Annotated in this window: 15 protein-coding genes; all 15 read left to right on the top strand. The window is 74.0% G+C overall.

Features of this window, described 5'->3' with window-relative positions; translation table 11 throughout:
• The 15 genes from P9841_RS08865 (at position 1) to P9841_RS08795 (ending at position 19,232) form a co-directional block, all read left to right on the top strand.
• Positions 1-552 carry a NuoB/complex I 20 kDa subunit family protein gene (locus P9841_RS08865; protein ID WP_222171197.1) on the top strand — a complete coding sequence of 184 codons (552 nt, stop codon included), beginning with the start codon at positions 1-3 and terminating at the stop codon, positions 550-552.
• The gene (locus tag P9841_RS08860) at positions 549-1,346 is read left to right on the top strand and encodes an NADH-quinone oxidoreductase subunit C (RefSeq protein ID WP_283321658.1); all 798 of its coding nucleotides are present in this window, start codon (positions 549-551) and stop codon (positions 1,344-1,346) included. The genes P9841_RS08865 and P9841_RS08860 overlap by 4 nt, the downstream gene beginning before the upstream one ends.
• Positions 1,343-2,710 (top strand): NADH-quinone oxidoreductase subunit D, encoded by a 1,368-nt coding sequence (locus tag P9841_RS08855; RefSeq protein ID WP_222171199.1) that lies wholly within the window; start codon positions 1,343-1,345, stop codon positions 2,708-2,710. The genes P9841_RS08860 and P9841_RS08855 overlap by 4 nt, the downstream gene beginning before the upstream one ends.
• Entirely contained in the window at positions 2,710-3,636 is a 927-nt protein-coding gene (nuoE, locus tag P9841_RS08850; RefSeq protein WP_283321657.1) for an NADH-quinone oxidoreductase subunit NuoE, read from the top strand. The genes P9841_RS08855 and nuoE overlap by 1 nt, the downstream gene beginning before the upstream one ends.
• Complete coding sequence (nuoF, locus tag P9841_RS08845) at positions 3,636-4,976, top strand: NADH-quinone oxidoreductase subunit NuoF (protein WP_283321656.1); 1,341 nt, start codon at positions 3,636-3,638, stop codon at positions 4,974-4,976. Before nuoE ends, nuoF begins: the two co-directional genes overlap by 1 nt.
• A complete protein-coding gene (locus P9841_RS08840; protein ID WP_283321655.1) occupies positions 4,973-7,624 on the top strand; it encodes an NADH-quinone oxidoreductase subunit G in 2,652 nt (883 codons plus the stop codon). Before nuoF ends, P9841_RS08840 begins: the two co-directional genes overlap by 4 nt.
• On the top strand, positions 7,621-9,039 hold the full coding sequence (nuoH, locus tag P9841_RS08835) for an NADH-quinone oxidoreductase subunit NuoH (protein WP_283321653.1): 1,419 nt from the start codon (positions 7,621-7,623) through the stop codon (positions 9,037-9,039). Before P9841_RS08840 ends, nuoH begins: the two co-directional genes overlap by 4 nt.
• Positions 9,032-9,766, top strand: coding sequence for an NADH-quinone oxidoreductase subunit NuoI (nuoI, locus tag P9841_RS08830; protein ID WP_459349130.1), 735 nt, complete (start codon positions 9,032-9,034; stop codon positions 9,764-9,766). The genes nuoH and nuoI overlap by 8 nt, the downstream gene beginning before the upstream one ends.
• The gene (locus P9841_RS08825; protein ID WP_283321652.1) at positions 9,763-10,683 is read left to right on the top strand and encodes an NADH-quinone oxidoreductase subunit J; all 921 of its coding nucleotides are present in this window, start codon (positions 9,763-9,765) and stop codon (positions 10,681-10,683) included. Before nuoI ends, P9841_RS08825 begins: the two co-directional genes overlap by 4 nt.
• Positions 10,680-10,979 carry an NADH-quinone oxidoreductase subunit NuoK gene (nuoK, locus tag P9841_RS08820; RefSeq protein ID WP_146833940.1) on the top strand — a complete coding sequence of 100 codons (300 nt, stop codon included), beginning with the start codon at positions 10,680-10,682 and terminating at the stop codon, positions 10,977-10,979. The genes P9841_RS08825 and nuoK overlap by 4 nt, the downstream gene beginning before the upstream one ends.
• 7 nt (positions 10,980-10,986) lie before the next feature.
• Positions 10,987-12,906, top strand: a complete 1,920-nt coding sequence (gene nuoL / locus P9841_RS08815) for an NADH-quinone oxidoreductase subunit L (protein WP_283321651.1) — start codon at positions 10,987-10,989, stop codon at positions 12,904-12,906.
• A 10-nt stretch (positions 12,907-12,916) separates the two neighbouring features.
• Positions 12,917-14,518, top strand: coding sequence for an NADH-quinone oxidoreductase subunit M (locus P9841_RS08810; protein WP_283321650.1), 1,602 nt, complete (start codon positions 12,917-12,919; stop codon positions 14,516-14,518).
• On the top strand, positions 14,515-16,386 hold the full coding sequence (gene nuoN / locus P9841_RS08805) for an NADH-quinone oxidoreductase subunit NuoN (RefSeq protein WP_283321649.1): 1,872 nt from the start codon (positions 14,515-14,517) through the stop codon (positions 16,384-16,386). The genes P9841_RS08810 and nuoN overlap by 4 nt, the downstream gene beginning before the upstream one ends.
• A 91-nt stretch (positions 16,387-16,477) precedes the next feature.
• Positions 16,478-17,482: a polyprenyl synthetase family protein gene (locus tag P9841_RS08800; RefSeq protein ID WP_283321648.1), complete on the top strand. Its 1,005-nt coding sequence runs from the start codon at positions 16,478-16,480 to the stop codon at positions 17,480-17,482.
• Between the two features lie 58 nt (positions 17,483-17,540).
• A complete protein-coding gene (locus P9841_RS08795; RefSeq protein WP_283321647.1) occupies positions 17,541-19,232 on the top strand; it encodes an RDD family protein in 1,692 nt (563 codons plus the stop codon).
• The last annotated feature ends 80 nt before the right edge of the window (positions 19,233-19,312 follow it).

The following is a 19,312-nucleotide window of genomic DNA, read 5'->3' as shown; positions in this document are numbered from 1 at the left end:
ATGGGTATCGAAGAGGCCCCCTCGGGGTTCCTGCTGACCTCGGTCGAGACGCTCGCGGGCCTGGTCCGCAAGGCGTCGCTGTGGCCGGTGACGTTCGGCCTCGCGTGCTGCGCGATCGAGATGATGGCGACGGGCGGGTCCCGGTTCGACATCTCCCGGTTCGGCATGGAGGTGTTCCGGGCGTCGCCGCGGCAGTCCGACCTCATGATCGTCGCGGGCCGCGTGAGCCAGAAGATGGCGCCGGTCGTGCGGCAGGTCTACGACCAGATGGCCGAGCCCAAGTGGGTGCTGTCCATGGGCGTCTGCGCGAGCAGCGGCGGCATGTTCAACAACTACGCGATCGTGCAGGGCGTCGACCACATCGTGCCGGTCGACATCTACCTGCCGGGCTGCCCCCCGCGCCCGGAGATGCTGCTGAACGCGATCCTCGAGCTGCACGAGCAGATCAAGAACGAGCCGCTCGGCCGGGACCGCGCCGAGATCGCGCGCAAGGTCGAGGCCGCCGCGCTCCAGGCCGCCCCCACCTCGCACATGACGGGACTGCTGCGATGAGCGACGAGAAGCGCGACGCCGCCGAGGCCGCGAAGGCCGGTGACGCGTCCGGCGCGGACGCCGGCGCGCAGACGACGAGCGAGTCGGCCCTCGAGGCCGGCTCGCAGAACGTGCCCGCCGACCGGACGCTGCCGCTGGAGGTCGTCACGACCCGGCAGGGCATGTTCGGCGTGCACGGCTCGGGCGACACGTCCGGGTTCGGCGGCCTGGTGCAGACCGTGGCGCTGCCCGGCCCGAGCGAGCGGCCGTACGGCGGCTGGTTCGACGAGGTCGTCGACGTGCTGAGCGAGCTGCTGGACGCCTCCGGCACGGGGGCGGACGCCGCGCTGGAGTCCGTCGTCGTGGACCGCGGCGAGCTCACGCTGAACATCGCGCGGGAGCACCTCGTCGAGGTCGCGCAGCACCTGCGCGACGACCAGGACCTGCGGTTCGAGCTCTCGCTCGGCGTCAGCGGCGTGCACTACCCGCACGACACGGGCCGCGAGCTGCACGCCGTCTACCACCTGGTGTCGGTCACCCACGGCCGCCGCCTGCGTCTCGAGGTGGCCGCCCCCGAGGGCGACCCCACGATCCCCAGCACCGTCGGGGTCTACCCGGCGAACGACTGGCACGAGCGGGAGACCTGGGACTTCTTCGGCATCGTCTTCACGGGCCGCACCGACCTGGCGCGGATCGAGATGCCGGACGACTGGCCCGGGCACCCGCAGCGCAAGGACTACCCGCTCGGCGGCATCCCGGTCGAGTACAAGGGCGCGACCATCCCGCCGGCCGACCAGCGGAGGCAGTACTCATGACGACCCAGACCCCTCCGGACGTCCACGCCACGGGCCACGTGGTCGACGACGAGACCGTCGGCCTGCGCACCTTCGAGGCGACGGGCGGCGACTGGTCCGACATCGCCGAGGAGGCCGCCCGGCTCGGCGAGCAGCGCATCGTCGTCAACATGGGCCCGCAGCACCCGTCCACGCACGGCGTGCTCCGGCTCATGCTCGAGATCGACGGCGAGACGGTGACCGAGGCCCGCGCGGGCATCGGGTACCTGCACACCGGCATCGAGAAGAACATGGAGTTCCGCACCTGGACCCAGGGCGTGACGTTCTGCACCCGCATGGACTACGTCGCCCCGCTGTTCCAGGAGGCCGCGTACTGCCTGGCGGTCGAGAAGCTGCTGGGCATCACGGACGACGTCCCGGAGCGCGCCACCCAGATCCGGGTGCTGATGATGGAGCTCAACCGGATCTCGTCGCACCTGGTGTGCCTCGCGACCGGCGGCAACGAGCTGGGCGCGACGACGATCATGACGATCGGGTTCACGGCCCGCGAGGAGATCCTGCGGATCTTCGAGCTCATCAGCGGCCTGCGCATGAACCACGCGTACATCCGCCCCGGCGGCGTCGCGCAGGACATCCCCCCGGGCGCGCTCGACTCGATCCGCGAGGCGCTGGTCGGCGTGCGGCGCTACATGAAGCAGCTCGAGGACCTCATGCTCGGCCAGCCGATCCTCAAGGGGCGGCTGCAGAACGTGGGGGTGCTGAACCTCGCGGGCTGCATGGCGCTGGGCATCACCGGCCCGATGCTCCGGTCGACCGGCCTGCCGTACGACGTGCGCAAGGCCGCGCCGTACTGCGGCTACGAGACCTACGACTTCGACGTCCCGGTCGCCGAGGGCTCGGACTGCTGGGACCGCATGGTCCTGCGCATCGAGGAGTGCTACCAGTCGATGCGGATCATCGACCAGGTGCTCGAGCGCCTGCAGGCCGGCGGCCAGCGCGGCGGGGCCCCGGTCATGGTCGGCGACAAGAAGATCGCGTGGCCGGCGCAGCTCGCCATCGGCTCGGACGGCATGGGCAACTCGCTCGACCACATCCGCGAGATCATGGGCACCTCGATGGAGGCCCTGATCCACCACTTCAAGCTCGTGACCGAGGGCTTCCGGGTCCCGGCGGGGCAGGCGTGGCAGACCGTCGAGCACCCCCGCGGCGAGCTCGGCGTGCACCTCGTCTCCGACGGGGGCACCAAGCCGTACCGGGCGCACTTCCGCGACCCGTCGTTCAACAACCTGCAGGCCGTCTCGGTGCTGTGCGAGGGCGGCCAGGTGGCGGACGTCGTCTGCTCGGTCGCCTCCATCGACCCGGTGCTCGGAGGGGTGGACCGCTGATGACCACGATCGACCACCCGCGCGTGCCCGGCAGCGGCCGTCCCCGCGCGGCGTACGACGAGGAGACGCGCGCCCGGCTCGCCGCCGACGCCGCGCAGGTCGTCGCGCGCTACCCCGACAGCCGGTCGGCCCTGCTGCCGCTGCTGCACCTGGTGCAGAGCGAGGACGGCTACGTCAGCCCGGCGGGCGTCGCGTTCTGCGCGCAGACGTTGGACCTGTCGACCGCGCAGGTCTCGGCGGTCGCGACGTTCTACACGCAGTACAAGCGCCGCCCCAACGGCGAGTACACGGTGGGCGTCTGCACCAACACGCTCTGCGCGATCATGGGCGGCGACGCGATCTGGGAGGACCTCACCGAGCGCCTCGGCGTGGGGAACGACGAGACGACGGCCGACGGCAAGATCACGCTCGAGCGCATCGAGTGCAACGCGGCCTGCGACTTCGCGCCGGTCATGATGATCAACTGGGAGTTCTTCGACAACCAGACGCCGGAGTCCGCGGCGGAGGTCGTCGGGAAGCTCATCGCGGGGGAGCCCGTGGCCCCGACCCGCGGCCCCTCCCGGGTGCAGACGTTCAAGCAGGTCTCGCGGGTGCTCGCCGGGTTCTCCGACGGGCTCGCCGACGAGGGCGTCGCGGCCGGACCCGCCACCCTGCGGGGCCTGGAGCTGGCGCGCGAGAAGGGCTGGAGCGCCCCGGCGCTCGACGGCTCCGACGGGGCGGCGGCCGAGCCCGCCGCCCCCGCCACGCAGGCCCCCGCGGCCGGCTCCGCCCCGCAGCCCGGCGGCACGCAGTCCAGCGTCGACCGGCCCGCGGCCGGCGCGCCGGAACGCACCGCGGAGCAGGAGAAGGCCGAGCACCGGGCCGACGACACCAGCGAGCCCGCGGGCGACACGCCCTCCACCGACACCCCCGCGAAGGAGTCGTGATGGCCGAGACGACGCTGACCCCGGTGCTCTCCGAGCGCTGGGACGCCGACCGCCCGTGGACGCTCGGCACGTACGAGTCGAAGGGCGGCTACCGGGGCCTGCGCAAGGCGCTGTCCATGGACGCCGCCGACGTGGTGACCGTGGTCAAGGACTCCGGCCTGCGCGGCCGCGGCGGCGCCGGCTTCCCGACGGGCATGAAGTGGGGCTTCCTGCCCGCGCCCGACGGCGGCCCGCGCTACCTCGTGGTCAACGCCGACGAGTCCGAGCCGGGCACCTGCAAGGACATCCCGCTCATGCTCGCGGACCCGCAGGTGCTGGTGGAGGGCGTCGCGATCACGTCGTACGCCATCGGCTGCCACCACGCGTTCATCTACCTGCGCGGCGAGGTCGTGCACGTCTACCGCCGGCTGCTCAAGGCCGTCGAGGAGGCGTACGCCAAGGGCTACCTCGGGAAGAACATCCTGGGCAGCGGGTACGACCTGGAGGTCACCGTGCACGCCGGTGCCGGCGCGTACATCTGCGGCGAGGAGACGGCGCTGCTCGACTCGCTCGAGGGGCGCCGCGGCCAGCCGCGCCTGAAGCCGCCGTTCCCCGCCGTCGCCGGCCTGTACGCGCGGCCGACCGTCGTCAACAACGTCGAGTCGATCGCGTCCGTCCCCGGCATCGTGCTCGGCGGCTCGGACTGGTTCCGCCGCATGGGCACCGACCGGTCGCCGGGCCACGGCCTGTTCTCGCTGTCCGGCCACGTGCAGCGCCCCGGCCAGTACGAGGCCCCGCTCGGCATCACGATGCGGGAGCTGCTGGAGATGGCCGGCGGGGTCCGTGAGGGCCACGAGCTGAAGTTCTGGACCCCGGGCGGGTCCTCCACGCCGATCTTCACGGCCGAGCACCTCGACGTGCCGCTCACCTACGAGGAGGTCGGCGCCGCCGGCTCCATGCTCGGCACCCGCGCCCTGCAGGTGTTCGACGACACCGTGTCGGTCGTCAAGGCCGTCTCCCGGTGGACGCAGTTCTACAAGCACGAGTCCTGCGGCAAGTGCACCCCGTGCCGCGAGGGCACGTTCTGGCTGGCGCAGGTGCTCGGGCGCCTCGAGGCCGGCCAGGGCACCCCGGGCGACATCGACCTGCTGCTCGACCTGTGCGACAACATCCTCGGCAAGGCGTTCTGCGCCCTCGGGGACGGCGCCACCAGCCCGATCACCTCCGCCATCCAGTACTTCCGGGAGGAGTTCGAGGCCGGCACCCACACCCCGGCGGACGTGCTGTTCCCGCCGGAGCGCTCGGCCCTCTTCCCCTACACGCCGCGCCGCACCGGCCAGCTCGCGGGAGCCCACGCATGACAGTCACAGCGTCCAAGCCCTCCGGCGCCCCCGCGCCCACGGACGGCGTCACGTTCACGATCGACGGCATCGAGACCACCGTGCCGAAGGGCACCCTGGTCATCCGCGCCGCCGAGGAGCTCGGGATCCAGATCCCGCGGTTCTGCGACCACCCGCTGCTCGCGCCGGCCGGCGCCTGCCGGCAGTGCCTCGTCGAGGTCTGGGCCCCGGGGCGCGACGGCAACCTCGCGAAGATGCCGAAGCCCCAGGCCTCCTGCACCCTGACCGCCACCCCCGGCATGGAGGTGCGCACGCAGCGCACGTCGGCCGAGGCGGACAAGGCGCAGCACGGCGTCATGGAGCTGCTGCTCATCAACCACCCGCTGGACTGCCCGGTCTGCGACAAGGGCGGCGAGTGCCCCCTGCAGAACCAGGCGATGTCGAACGGCCGCGCCACGAGCCGGTTCGTCGACGTCAAGCGGACGTTCCCGAAGCCGCTGGCGATCTCGACCGAGATCCTGCTGGACCGTGAGCGCTGCATCCTGTGCCAGCGCTGCACCCGGTTCTCCCGGGAGATCGCGGGCGACCCGTTCATCGACCTGCAGAAGCGCGGCGCGATGCAGCAGATCGGCCGCTTCGACGCGGACGTCCTGGGCTTCGCGGGCGCCGACGGCGGCGTCGGCGAGACCATCGAGGACGCGGACCGGCTGCCGGCCGACGGCGTCTTCCTCGGCGCCGACATCCCGGTCGGCCCGGCCGAGGACGACGAGTCCGGCTCGCCGTTCGCGTCCTACTTCTCCGGCAACACCGTGCAGATCTGCCCGGTCGGCGCGCTGACCGGCGCGGCGTACCGGTTCCGCGCCCGCCCGTTCGACCTGGTGTCGACGCCGGGTGTCGCGGAGCACGACTCCTCCGGCGCGGCGATCCGCGTCGACCACCGGCGCGGCGTCGTGCTGCGTCGCCTCGCGGGCGAGGACCCGGAGGTCAACGAGGAGTGGATCACCGACAAGGACCGCTTCGCGTTCACCTGGCAGGCCGCGGCCGACCGCATCACGACCCCGCTGGTGCGGGACGTCGCGGCGGACGGCACGAAGGGTGAGCTGCACCCGGCCTCCTGGGCCGAGGCCCTGGAGGTCGCGGCGCACGGCCTGGAGCAGGCCCGCGCGGCCGGCGGCGTGGGCGTGCTGCCCGGCGGCCGCCTGACCGTCGAGGACGCCTACGCGTACGGCAAGTTCGCCCGCGTCGTGCTCGGCACCAACGACGTCGACCTGCGCGCCCGGCCGCACTCGGACGAGGAGCTCGCGTTCCTCGGCCACGCGGTCGCGGGCACCGGGCTCGGCGTGACGTTCCGCGACCTGGAGGCCGCGCCGGCCGTGCTGCTGGCGGGCCTGGAGGCCGAGGAGGAGGCCGGCGTCGTGTTCCTGCGGCTGCGCAAGGGCGTGGTCGCGGGCCGGACGCGCGTGCTGTCCGTCGCGCCGCTCGCGAGCCGCGGGCTGGAGCGCCTGGACGGCACGCTGATCAAGGCCGCGCCGGGCACCGAGCCCGAGGTCCTCGACGCCATCGGCTCCGGCGAGCTGGCCGACGCCGGTGCCGCGCTCGGCGCCGAGGGCGCGCTGGTGCTCGTGGGCGAGCGGCTCGCCGCCGTGCCGGGCGCCCTGTCGGCCGCGCTGCGGCTGGCGGCGCGCACGGGCGCGCGCCTGGCGTGGATCCCGCGCCGCGCGGGCGAGCGCGGCGGCGTCGAGGCCGGCGCCCTGCCGACCCTGCTGCCGGGCGGTCGCCCCGTCGCCGACGCGGCGGCCCGCGTCGACGTGGCCGCGGCCTGGGACGTCGAGCACCTGCCGGCGGAGCCGGGCCGCGACACCTCGGCGATCCTCGCCGCGGCGGCGGACGGCACGCTGGGCGGCCTGCTGGTCGGCGGGCTCGAGCCGCGCGACCTGCCGGACCCGGCAGCGGCGCGCGCCGCGCTGGCCGCCGCGGGGTTCGTGGTCTCGCTGGAGGTCCGGGCGTCCGAGGTCACCGCCCTGGCCGACGTGGTGCTGCCCGTCGCGCCGCCGGTGGAGCGCCCCGGCACGTTCGTCAGCTGGGAGGGCCGCCCGCGGCCGTTCCCGCAGGCCCTGACGTCGACCGCCATGGCCGACCACCGCGTCCTCGACGCGCTGGCGGACGAGCTCGGCGTCGCCCTCGGCCTGCGCACGATCGCCGACGTGCACGCCGACGCGGACGCGCTGACCGGCGAGTGGGACGGCGCCCGGGTGCCCGCGCCCGCCGCCGCCTCCGCCGAGCCGCCGGCCGTCGCGCCCGGGCACGCCGTGCTCGCGACGTGGCACCAGCTGCTGGACGCCGGCCGGCTGCAGGACGGCGAGCCGTTCCTGGCCGGCACCGCGAAGCGCCCGGTCGCCCGGCTGTCGGCCGCGACGGCCGCCGCCGCGGGGATCGAGCCGGGCGGTCGCGTCACGGTGTCCACCGACGCGGGCGCGATCACGCTGCCCGTCGTGGTGACCGACATGGTCGACCACGTCGTGTGGCTGCCCACCGCGTCCGCCGGCAGCCAGGTCCGGGACGCGCTCCACGCGCTGCCGGGCGACCTGGTCCGGGTCGCGGCCGCCGCCCCCGACGCCACCGCCACCACCGACGCCGGGACCGGCGCCGACGAGGAGGTCACCGCATGAGCGCCGTGCTCAGCCCCGTGCTCACCGGCCTGCCGGCCGCGCTGCCCGCGGCCGCCGTCGACGGCGGCGCCGCCGACTTCAGCCAGGACGTGTTCTGGGTCTGGCTGCTCAAGGCGGTCGGCATCCTGGTGTTCCTGCTGCTGAGCGTGCTCATCGCCATCTGGTTCGAGCGCCGCGTGGTCGGCCGGATGCAGCTGCGCCCCGGCCCGAACGTCCACGGCCCGTTCGGCCTGTTCCAGTCGCTGGCCGACGCGATGAAGCTCCTGCTCAAGGAGGACATGACGGTCAAGGCCGCCGACAAGGTGGTCTACATCGTCGCGCCGTTCATCGCGGTGTTCTGCTCGCTGCTGACGTACGCGGTGATCCCGTTCGGCCCGGAGGTCTCGATCTTCGGCGTGGTGACGCCGCTGCAGCTCACGGACTTCCCGGTCGCGGTGCTGTACATCCTCGCGTGCGCGTCCGTCGGCGTGTACGGCATCGTGCTCGGCGGCTGGTCGTCCAACTCGACCTACCCGCTGCTGGGTGCCGTGCGCTCGACCGCGCAGGTCATCTCGTACGAGCTCGCGATGGGCCTGTCGCTGGTCAGCGTCTTCATCCTCGCGGGGTCCATGTCGACCTCGGAGATCGTCGGCTCGCAGACCACCCTGTGGTGGCTCATCCCGCTGGCGCCGGCGTTCGTCATCTACGTGATCTCGATGGTCGGCGAGACCAACCGCCTGCCGTTCGACCTCCCGGAGGCCGAGGGCGAGCTCGTCGGCGGGTACACCACCGAGTACTCCTCGATGAAGTTCGCGTGGTTCTTCCTCGCCGAGTACATCAACATGCTCAACGTCTCCGCGGTGGCGACCACGCTGTTCTTCGGCGGCTGGCGCGCCCCGTGGCCGCTGTCGGCGATCAACGACGGCATGTTCAACACCGGCTGGTGGCCGCTGCTGTGGTTCGTCGCCAAGGTCTGGCTGTTCATGTTCCTGTTCGTGTGGATCCGCGGCACGCTGCTGCGGTTCCGGTACGACCAGTTCATGAAGTTCGGCTGGAAGGTGCTCATCCCGGCCGCCCTGGTGTGGCTGGTGTGCGTCGCGGTGGTCCAGGGCGTCCGCCAGTTCGCCGAGGTCGAGCTCGACACCCTGATGTTCGTCCTCGCGGGCGTGATCGTCGCGATCGTCCTCGTGTCGTTCCTCATCCCGGAGAAGAAGCCGGAGCCGGAGCCGGACCGCTCGGACGAGCCGTTCGACGCGTTCGCCGGCGGCTTCCCGGTCCCGCCGCTGCCCGGCCAGACGCTGCCGCCCTCGCCGCGCGCGCTGCGTCGCCAGGCCCAGGCGCCCGCGTCCCCCGCGCTGGTCGGCGGTCCCGCCGCCGGCGCGTCCGACGAGGGCGACGCCCCCGAGTCCCCCACCCAGGAGGTGCCGCGTGGCTGACACGCCCGACAAGTCCGTCGCGAAGGCCGACGGCGGCGGCGAGGTCGCCGCCGCGGGCCGGGTGCGGCCGTACGAGTCGCTGATCCCCAAGCGCAGCGCGGTGGCCGACGCCCTCGCGCCCGCCGCCGGGTTCGGCGTGACGCTGAAGAACTTCTTCAGCCGCACCGTCACCGAGCAGTACCCGTTCGAGACGGCGCCCGTGAAGCCGCGGTTCCACGGCCGGCACCAGCTCAACCGGTACCCGGACGGCCTGGAGAAGTGCATCGGCTGCGAGCTGTGCGCGTGGGCGTGCCCCGCGGACGCGATCTACGTCGAGGCCGCCGACAACACCCCGGACGAGCAGTTCTCGCCCGGGGAGCGCTACGGCCGCGTCTACCAGATCAACTACCTGCGCTGCATCTTCTGCGGCCTGTGCATCGAGGCGTGCCCGACGCGCGCGCTCACGATGACCAACGACTTCGAGCTGGCGGGCCCGACTCGCGAGGGCCTCATCTACGAGAAGCAGGACCTGCTCGGCCCGCTCGTCGACGGCATGCTCGCGGCGCCCCACCCCATGGTGGAGGGGACGACCGACACCGAGTACTACCGCGGCGAGGTCACCGCGCCCACGCCGGCCCAGGTCGACTGGGTCGCGGAGCACCGGCCCGACGACGAGACGCTCGAGGCGGCACGCGCCCGGGCCGGGGCGGCGGGCACGACCCAGCCGGTGGGCGGGGAGGCCCGATGAGCCCGAGCACCGCCGAGGCGGTCCTGTTCTGGGTGCTGGCGCCGATCATGGTGCTCGCGGCCCTCGGCCTGCTGTTCGCGCGCAAGGCCGTGCACGCGGCCCTGTGCGTGATCACGGTCATGATCTCGCTGGCGTTCCTCTACATCGCGCAGGAGGCGCCGTTCCTCGGCGTCGTCCAGGTGGTCGTGTACACCGGCGCGGTCATGATGCTGTTCCTGTTCGTCCTCATGCTCGTCGGCGTCGACGCGTCCGACTCGCTGGTGGAGACCATCCGCGGCCAGCGCTGGATCGGCTGGCTCGCCGGGGTCGGTCTCGCGGTCGTGCTCGTCTCGGTGATCGGGCGGGCGACGTTCCCGGCCGCCGCCGGGCTGGAGTCCGCGAACGCCGACGGCAACCCGGTGGGCGTCGCGCGGATCGTGTTCGGGCAGCACGTCTTCGGCCTCGAGGTCGTCGGTGCCCTGCTCGTCACGGCCGCGCTCGGCGCGCTGGTGCTCACGCACCGGCAGCGCCTCAAGCCGCTGGTGAAGCAGCCGGAGCGGGCCGCCGCGCGCGTCGCGGCCGGCGCCCGCCTGACGCCGCTGCCCGCCCCCGGCGTGTACGCCCGGCACAACGCGATGGACGTGCCGGCGCTCGACCCGCAGGGCAACCCCATCGACGAGTCCGTCCCGCGCGTGCTGCGCATCCGCGGCCAGGAGGCCGGCACGGCGGAGTTCCGCGCCGACACCTACCGGCGCGCCGTCACCGCCGTCCTCGCGGAGCGCGGCACCGCCGTCACGCCCGACGAGGTCGAGGCCGCCCTGGGGACGAGCACGGACGACGAGCCCCGCCCGCCCGCCGCACCGCCGGGCACGACCACCGGACCGCAGACCGACATCGACCTCGGCGGCGCCTCGACCCGGACGGAGACGCAGCCGTGACGCTGACGAACTACCTGGTGCTGTCCGCGATCCTGTTCTCGCTCGGCGCCGCGACGGTGCTGCTGCGCCGGAACGCGATCATCGTCTTCATGGGCGTCGAGCTCATGCTCAACGCGACGAACCTCGCCCTGGTCACCTTCTCCCGGATGCACGGGGACCTGACGGGCCAGGTCATGGCCTTCTTCGTCATGGTCGTCGCCGCCGCGGAGGTGGTCGTCGGGCTGGCGATCATCGTGTCGATCTTCCGCACGCGGAAGTCGGCGTCCGTCGACGACATCAACCTGCTGAAGAGCTGAGGGGACCGTGGACCTTTCCTCCGTCGCCGCGCTGCTGGTCGCGGTACCGCTGGCGAGTGCGGCCCTGCTGCTGCTCCTGGGGCGCCGCAGCGACCGCTGGGGCCACTGGCTCGGCGTGGTCGCCTCCGCGTCCGCGTTCGCGGTCGCCGCGTACCTGCTGGTGGACCTGCTCGGCCGGCCCTCCGACGAGCGGGTGCTCGACCTGCACCTGTTCGACTGGATCTCCGCGGGCCGGTTCGACCTGGCCGCGGGGCTGCGGGTCGACCCGCTGTCGCTGACGTTCGTCCTGCTCGTGACCTTCGTGGGCACGCTGATCCACCTCTACTCGGTCGCGTACATGGAGCACGACGCCGCGCGGCGTCGGTTCTTCGCGTACCTCAACCTCTTCATCGCCGCGATGCTGATCCTGGTGCTCGCGGACTCCTACCTCCTGCTGTTCGTCGGCTGGGAGGGCGTGGGTCTCGCGTCGTACCTGCTCATCGGGTTCTGGAACCACCACACGCCGTACGCCGTCGCCGCGAAGAAGGCGTTCGTCGCCAACCGCGTCGGCGACATCGGCCTGCTGGTCGCGATGATGCTCATGTTCGCGACGTTCGGCACGGTGTCGTTCGAGGGCGTCGCCGCGGGCGTCGAGGGCGGGCTCGCGTCCACCGCGACGCTCACCGCGACCGGCCTGATGCTGCTGCTCGCGGCCTGCGGCAAGTCGGCGCAGTTCCCGCTGCAGTCCTGGCTCGGTGACGCGATGGCCGGCCCCACGCCGGTGTCCGCGCTCATCCACGCGGCGACCATGGTCACCGCGGGCGTCTACCTCATCGTGCGGTCCGCGCCGGTGTTCGAGGGCGCGCCGACCGCGCAGCTCGTCGTGACGATCATCGGCGCGATCACGCTGGTGCTCGGGGCGGTCATCGGCTCCGCGAAGGACGACATCAAGAAGGCGCTCGCCGCGTCGACCATGTCGCAGATCGGCTACATGGTGCTCGCCGCGGGTCTCGGCCCCATCGGGTACGCGTTCGCGATCTTCCACCTCGTGACCCACGGCTTCTTCAAGGCCGGCATGTTCCTCGGTGCCGGGTCGGTCATGCACGGCATGGACGACCAGACCGACATGCGGCGCTTCGGCGGCCTGCGCAGGTACATGGTCATCACGTGGGTGACGTTCGGCGCCGGCTGGCTCGCGATCCTCGGCGTCCCGCCGTTCTCGGGCTTCTGGTCGAAGGACAAGATCATCGAGTCCGCGTTCGTGGTCCCGGAGGGCGCCGGCGAGTGGCGGGCGTGGGTGTTCGGCCTGGTCGCGCTGATCGGCGCCGGCATCACCGCGTTCTACATGTCGCGCCTGTTCTTCATGACGTTCCACGGGCGCAAGCGCTGGACCCGTGACGAGGCCGGCCACGAGCCGCACCCGCACGAGTCGCCCGCGCTCATGACGATCCCGATGATCGTGCTGGCGCTGGGCTCCGTCGCGCTCGGCTTCGTGCTCCAGCTGGGCGGCGGCTTCACCACCTGGCTGGAGCCGGTCACCGGGCACGTGGAGCACCACGAGCCGGTGCTGCCGGTCCTGGTCATCCAGGTCGTGACGCTCGTGGCGGTCGCCGCCGGGGCGCTCCTCGCCTGGCGCCAGTACGGCGCGCTGCCGGTCCCCGAGACCGCGCCCGCCGGCTCCCCGCTGACCCGCGCCGCGCGCGTCGACCTGTACCAGGACGCCGTGAACGACGCCCTGCTGGTCGAGCCCGGCCGGCACCTGACCCGCTCGCTCGTGTTCGGCGACCGCACCGCGGTCGACGGGGCGTTCACGGGCCTCGGCCGGCTGACGGTCGGGATCGGGGAGCTCGTGCGCAAGGCGCAGACCGGGTACGCCCGGCAGTACGCCGCCACGATGCTGCTCGGCCTGGTCGTCCTCGCGGTCGTCGTCCTGGCGCCTCGGATCTGAGGGGATGTTGATGTCGACTGTCGCCGTCACCACGGACGTGCCGTGGCTGACCCTCCTCATCGTGTGGCCGCTGGTCGGCGCGCTGGTGCTCTGGGCGCTGCCCGGGGCCACGGCCGCCGACGGGACCGCCACCGGTGCCCGCCGCTGGTCGCGCCAGGTCGCGCTCGGCGTCGCCCTCGTCGAGGTCGTCCTCGCGCTCGGCGCGCTGCGGGCGTTCGACACGGCCGCGGCCCGGGTGCACCAGCTCACCGAGACCCACGGGTGGATCCCGCAGCTCGGCGTCTCGTACGCCGTGGGCGTCGACGGCGTCGGGCTCGCGCTCGTGCTGCTGTCCGTCGTCCTGGTGCCGGTCGTGATCCTCGCGGCCTGGCGCGAGCAGGGCAGCGGGGAGGCCGCCACCAACCGGCTGCGGCACTACCTGGCGCTCGTGCTCGTGCTGACCGCGTTCATGGTCGCCGTGTTCGCGGCCCGGGACGTGTTCCTGTTCTACGTGCTGTTCGAGGCCATGCTGATCCCGGTCTACTTCATGATCGGCGCGTTCGGCGGGCCGCAGCGGCGGTACGCGGCCGTGAAGTTCCTGCTGTTCTCGCTCGCGGGCGGGCTCATCATGCTGGCGGGCGTCATCGCGCTCTACCTGCAGGGCCCGCGCGGCGAGCAGGGCTTCCTGGTGGACAACCTGGTCGGCAACCTCGACCTGTCGACCAGCACCGAGCGCTGGCTGTTCCTCGCGTTCTTCCTCGCGTTCGCGATCAAGGCGCCGATGTTCCCGGTCCACACCTGGCTGCCGGACGCCGCCGAGCAGGCGCCCGCGGGCACCTCGACGCTGCTGGTCGGCGTGCTCGACAAGGTCGGCACCTTCGGGATGCTCACGCTCTGCCTGCCGCTGTTCCCGGAGGCCTCCCGCTGGGCGGCGCCGGTGATCATCGTCCTGGCGATCGTGTCGATCTTCTACGGCGCGCTGCTGGCCATCGGGCAGCAGGACCTGTTCCGGCTCGTCGCGTACACGTCGGTGTCGCACTTCGGGTTCATCGTGCTGGGCATCTTCGCCTTCACGTCGACGTCCATCGCCGGCTCGTCGTTCTACATGGTCAACCACGGCCTCTCCACCGGCGCGCTGTTCCTCCTGGTCGGCTTCCTCGCCGCCCGCCGCGGGTCCGCCCGCATCGAGGACTTCGGCGGCCTGCAGAAGGTCACCCCGGTGCTCGCCGGCACGTTCCTGGTCACCGGCCTGTCGGCGCTCTCGCTGCCCGGCCTGTCGACCTTCGTCTCGGAGTTCCTGGTCGTCGTCGGCACGTTCGCCGCGAACCGCCCGGCCGCCGTGGTCGCCGTCGTCGCCGTGGTGCTCGCCGCGATCTACGTGCTGTGGACGTACCAGCGGGTGTTCACCGGCCCCGTCCGCGACGAGCTCGCGGGCACCCGGGACCTCGGCGGTCGCGAGCGGTGGGTCGTCGGCCCGCTCATCGCGATCATGCTGGTGCTCGGCTTCTACCCCGCCCCGGCGCTGCGGCTGGTCGACCAGCCCGCCGCCGAGTCGGTCACGCAGGTGGGCGTCGCCGACGCCCCGGACACCCCGGTCGCGCTGACCGGTGACGACGAGGGGAGCGACCAGTGAGCGCGTTCACCGTGCCCGAGATCGCCTGGGCGCAGCTGACGCCGGTGCTGCTGGTGCTGGGTGCCGCGGTGGTGGGCGTGCTCGTCGAGGCGTTCGTGCCCCGGCGCGCCCGCCGGCCCGTGCAGCTCACGCTGACGCTCGTCGCGCTCGCCGCGGCGGTGGTCGCCGTCGCCGCCCTCTGGTCCGACGTCAAGGACACCGGCGGGACCGACGTGCTCGGCGGCTCGCTGCTGGTGGACGGCCCCACGCTGGTCCTCCAGGGCACGCTGGCGCTGCTGGCCCTGCTCGCGGTGCTCGTCATCGCGGACCGCACCGACACCGGGGAGGACGCGTTCGCCCCGCAGGGCGCGGCCGTCCCCGGCTCCGGCTACGAGGAGGCGGCGCGCGTCGCCGGCCTGCAGCAGACCGAGGTCTACCCCCTGGTGCTGTTCGCGACCGGCGGCATGCTGATCTTCCCGGCCACCGGGGACCTGCTCACGCTGTTCGTCGCGCTCGAGGTGCTGTCCCTGCCGCTGTACCTGCTGGCCGGGCTGTCCCGCCGGCGTCGCCTCCTCAGCCAGGAGGCGTCCATGAAGTACTTCCTGCTCGGGTCGTTCGCGTCCGCGCTGCTGCTGTTCGGCATCGCCCTGCTGTACGGGTTCTCCGGCTCGCTGCGGTTCGCCGACATCGCCGCGGCCGTCCGCACCGTGACCGGCATGGACGGCCTGCTGCTCGCGGGCGCGCTGCTGGTGCTCGTCGGGCTGCTGTTCAAGGTCGGCGCCGTGCCGTTCCACTCCTGGACGCCGGACGTGTACCAGGGCGCCCCGACGCCGATCACCGGCTTCATGGCCGCGTGCACCAAGGTCGCCGCGTTCGGCGCCCTGCTGCGGGTGTTCTACGGCGTGCTGCCGGACCTGCGCTGGGACCTCGAGCCGATGATGTGGACCGTCGCCATCGCCACGATGGTGGTCGGGACGGTCGTCGCGCTCGTGCAGACCGACATCAAGCGCGTGCTGGCGTACTCGTCCATCGCGCACGCGGGCTTCGTGCTCACGGGCGTCGTCGCGCTCACGGAGTCGGGCATCACGGCGGTGCTGTTCTACCTGCTGGCGTACGGCGCGGCGACGATCGGTGCCTTCGGGATCGTGTCCCTGGTGCGCGAGCGCGGGTCGGTCCGCGCGGCGCAGTCCGAGCGCGTGCCGCTGCTGGTCGCCGCGGGTGCGGCGCCGGCCGGTGCCACGGCGCTCGCGTCCGCCCCGACGGTCGGCAGCACGGCCGACGTCGCGGGGACCGGCGGCCCGGTGGACGCCGCGGACGAGGCCCGGGAGCTCGAGCGGACGGAGCCCGGCGCCGACGGGAGCGAGCCGGTCGGGGCCGGCGGCGCCGACCCGGTCGAGGCCGGCGGCGCCGACCCGGTCGAGGCCGAGGGCGCCGACCCGGTCGAGGCCGAGGGCCCGGTGCTCGGCGAGGCCACGCACCTGTCGCAGTGGGCGGGGCTCGGCCGGACGAACCCGGTGCTGGCCACCACGTTCGCGCTGTTCCTGCTCTCGTTCGCGGGCATCCCGCTGACCGCCGGCTTCACCGGCAAGTTCGCGGTGTTCTCCGCGGCGGTCGACGGCGGCGCCTGGCCGCTCGCCGTGGTCGGCGTGCTCGCCTCGGCGGCGGCGGCGTTCTTCTACGTGCGGATCATCGTCCTGATGTTCTTCACCAGCCCGCACGGCGGCCCGCAGGACGGCGACGACGAGGCCCGCCCGGGCGCCGTCGTGGTCGGCTCGCAGGGCCTGGCGATCGTGTCGATCGGCCTGTGCGCGGTGCTCACCGTCGCCCTCGGCGTGTTCCCCGGCCCGGTCCTGGACGCGATCGCCGGCGTCGCCCAGCTCCTGCCGTGACCTCCGCGGCCGCCCGGTCCGGTGCCTGCGCGCCGGGCCGGGCGGCCGCGTCGGTTCTGCCCGGGCCCGCGCGGCCAGATAGGTTCGTCCCGTGACATCCCCGACCACCCTGCCGCTCGCCGACGCCGCGCTCGCCGAGCGCATCGCGGGACGCCTCGACCTGGTCGAGGAGCGCCTGCGCTCCGCCGTCGCGTACGCCGACCCGCTCGTCGACGACGCCGCGCACCACCTCGCGAACGCCGGCGGCAAGCGCCTGCGACCGCTGCTGACCCTGCTGGCCGCCGAGCTCGGGGACGGCGCCCGCGACGAGGTGCTCCAGGCGGCGGTCGTCGTCGAGCTCACGCACCTCGCGTCGCTGTACCACGACGACGTCATGGACTCCGCGCCGCTGCGCCGGGGCGCGCCCGCCGCGCACGAGGTCTGGGGCAACTCCGTCGCGATCCTCGTCGGGGACCTGCTGTTCGCGCGCGCGTCCACCACCGTCGCGCACCTCGGCCCCGAGGCGGTGCTCATCCAGGCCGGCACGTTCGAGCGGCTCTGCCTCGGGCAGCTCCACGAGTCGATGGGCCCGGGGGAGCACGGCGACCCCGTCCAGCACTACCTGCAGGTGCTGGCCGACAAGACCGCCTCGCTCATCGCGACGTCCGCGCGGCTCGGCGCCATGTACGGCGGCTGCAGCCCGGAGGTCGTCGAGACCGTCGCGGCGTTCGGCGAGCGCATCGGCGTGGCGTTCCAGCTCGCCGACGACGTGCTGGACCTCACCTCCGAGGGTGCCGTGTCCGGCAAGACGCCCGGCACCGACCTGCGCGAGCAGGTGCCGACCATGCCGGTGCTGCTGCTCCGCGAGCGCGCGGCCGCCGGGGGCGACCCGGCCGACGTCGCGCTCGTCGCCCGGCTCGACGGCGACCTGTCGGACGACGCCGTGCTCGCCGAGACCGTCGCCGCCCTGCGGGCGCACGACGTCGTCGCGGAGACCCGCCGCCGGGCGTCCGCGCTCGTCGAGGAGGCCGTGGCCGTCCTCGCGCCGCTGCCCGACGGGCCCGTCAAGGACTCGTTCGTCTCGTTCGCCGACGCCCTGGTGGACCGGGCGTCCTGACCGGGCGCCGGACGGTCCGCGTACAGCCGCCGCGGGCCGGGCGCGAGCAGGGGGAGGCATGACCACGGACCACGCCGGTGCGCGATGCGCCGTGTGCGGGGCGGCGCTCGAGCCGGGGGCGGCGTTCTGCGGCGCCTGCGGGGCGCGCACGGCCGCGCCGGCGGGTGGCGCACCTGCGCCCGTCGCCGAAGGGGCGTCCTCGGCCCCGGTGGCGCCCCCGGTCCCGGCGTGGCACGGGTCGCCCGCGGCCGGCACGGTGGTGGCGCGCGCGTGGGCCGAGGACGCCGACCTCGACGAGCTGGCCGCGCCGGTCTGGCGGCGCCTCGTGGCGCTCCTCGCCGACCAGGTGGTGACGTTCGCCGCGGGCGGGCTCGCCACGCTGGCGGTGCTGCCGACGCTCCGCGACGGGGACACCGGGTCGCTGCTCGTCCCCGCGCTCGTGCTGCTCGTCCTCGGGGCGGCCCAGTGGTTCGCCGAGGCGTTCGCGGGCCGGACCCTCGGCGGCGCGCTGCTCGGCACCCGCACGGTCTCCGTCCGGACCGGCCGGCCCGCGGGACTGTGGGCGGTCCTCGTGCGGTCGGTCGTCCAGGCCGCCGGCGTGCTGCTCGGCGGGATCGGGCTCTACGTGGTCGCGGGCTCCGGAGCCTGGGACGAGGGCCCCGCGCAACGCGGCTGGCACGACAAGGCCGCGGGGACGATGGTGCTCCGCGCGCGGGCGCAGGGTCGGGCGGGGGAGCGTTCGGCGTCGGCGTCGGCGTCGGCGGCGCCCGGGGCGGAGGCGGTGGGCTCGCCACCGTCGCCGGCGTCCCCACCCGCGGTTGCGGGGGCTCCCTCGTCCGTGGCTCCTGCGGCGTCTGCGCCCGTGGCTCCTGCGGCTGCTGCGGCTCCTGCTCCGACCGCTGCGGCCGCTCCCACCCCGGCCACACCGCTGCCCGGCTCGCTGCCGCCCGCGTCTCCGACGCCTGGTGCTGCGTTCCCGTCGGAGCCTCCGAGCGTGACGGCTCGGGCGGTGCCGGACATCCCGCCCGCGGGCGGGCTCGCTCCTGCCGACCCGCTCGTTCCTGCCGCGTTCCCGTCGGAGCCTCCGAGCGTGACGCGTCCGGCGGTGCCGGACATCCCGCCCGCGGGCGGGCTCGCTCCTGCCGACCCGCTCGCTTCTGCCGCGTTCCCGTCGGAGCCTCCCGGCGAGACGCCTGCCGCGCCGCCGGGCCCCCGGTCGCAACCGCCGTCGCCGGGGTCGGCTGGCCCGGCGCGCAGCGGGCCCCGGGCCGAGATGCCCGCCTCACCGGGCCCGCTGGAGCAGCTGCCCGACGCGGCGCCGGGAGACGGCGTGCCCGAGGCGACCATCCCCACGGTGCCCGAGCTGGGCGACCTGGAGCACACCCGGCTCGTCCGGCGCGGTGGGGAGGACGCAGGTCCGGCGCCCGAGGCGTTCGCCCTGGTGCTCGGCCCCGCCGAGCGGGTGGTCGTGAGCCGGCGAGCGGTCGTCGGCCGCCGGCCTGTGGCGCCGGACGCCACGTGGGAGCGGGTGACCGTCGCGGATCCCGGCCAGTCCGTGTCGCAGACCCACCTGGAGGTCCACCCCGCAGAGGACGGGCTCGAGGTCCTCGACCGCGGCTCGACCAACGGCACCGTGCTGGTCGACCCGGACGGCGGCCGGTGGTCGCTCCCGCCGGGCCGACCAGCCCTGGTCGGGGCCGGGTGGACGCTGGTGCTGGGCAACCTGCGCGTCGCCGTCGAGGCCGCCTGACGAGACCACGGGTCCCGCGCCGCGCCGGCCCTGTGTCTCGGGGCCCGTGACCCGGCGCGCCGGTTCCGGCCGGACGCGTG

The sequence above is a fragment of the Cellulomonas sp. ES6 genome, assembly GCF_030053835.1.
In the GTDB taxonomy this organism is placed as follows: Bacteria; Actinomycetota; Actinomycetes; order Actinomycetales; family Cellulomonadaceae; genus Cellulomonas.
Note: the sequence above shows the minus strand (reverse complement) of the source record. Positions and strands in the feature narration are given on the sequence as shown.

Excerpts from the sequence above, each read along its gene's own strand:
- P9841_RS08865 (WP_222171197.1), top strand. The coding sequence starts at position 1 with ATGGGTATCGAAGAGGCCCCCTCGGGGTTCCTGCTGACCTCGGTCGAG.
- P9841_RS08860 (WP_283321658.1), top strand. The coding sequence starts at position 549 with ATGAGCGACGAGAAGCGCGACGCCGCCGAGGCCGCGAAGGCCGGTGAC.
- P9841_RS08855 (WP_222171199.1), top strand. The coding sequence starts at position 1,343 with ATGACGACCCAGACCCCTCCGGACGTCCACGCCACGGGCCACGTGGTC.
- nuoE (WP_283321657.1), top strand. The coding sequence starts at position 2,710 with ATGACCACGATCGACCACCCGCGCGTGCCCGGCAGCGGCCGTCCCCGC.
- nuoF (WP_283321656.1), top strand. The coding sequence starts at position 3,636 with ATGGCCGAGACGACGCTGACCCCGGTGCTCTCCGAGCGCTGGGACGCC.
- P9841_RS08840 (WP_283321655.1), top strand. The coding sequence starts at position 4,973 with ATGACAGTCACAGCGTCCAAGCCCTCCGGCGCCCCCGCGCCCACGGAC.
- nuoH (WP_283321653.1), top strand. The coding sequence starts at position 7,621 with ATGAGCGCCGTGCTCAGCCCCGTGCTCACCGGCCTGCCGGCCGCGCTG.
- P9841_RS08825 (WP_283321652.1), top strand. The coding sequence starts at position 9,763 with ATGAGCCCGAGCACCGCCGAGGCGGTCCTGTTCTGGGTGCTGGCGCCG.
- P9841_RS08810 (WP_283321650.1), top strand. The coding sequence starts at position 12,917 with ATGTCGACTGTCGCCGTCACCACGGACGTGCCGTGGCTGACCCTCCTC.
- P9841_RS08795 (WP_283321647.1), top strand. The coding sequence starts at position 17,541 with ATGACCACGGACCACGCCGGTGCGCGATGCGCCGTGTGCGGGGCGGCG.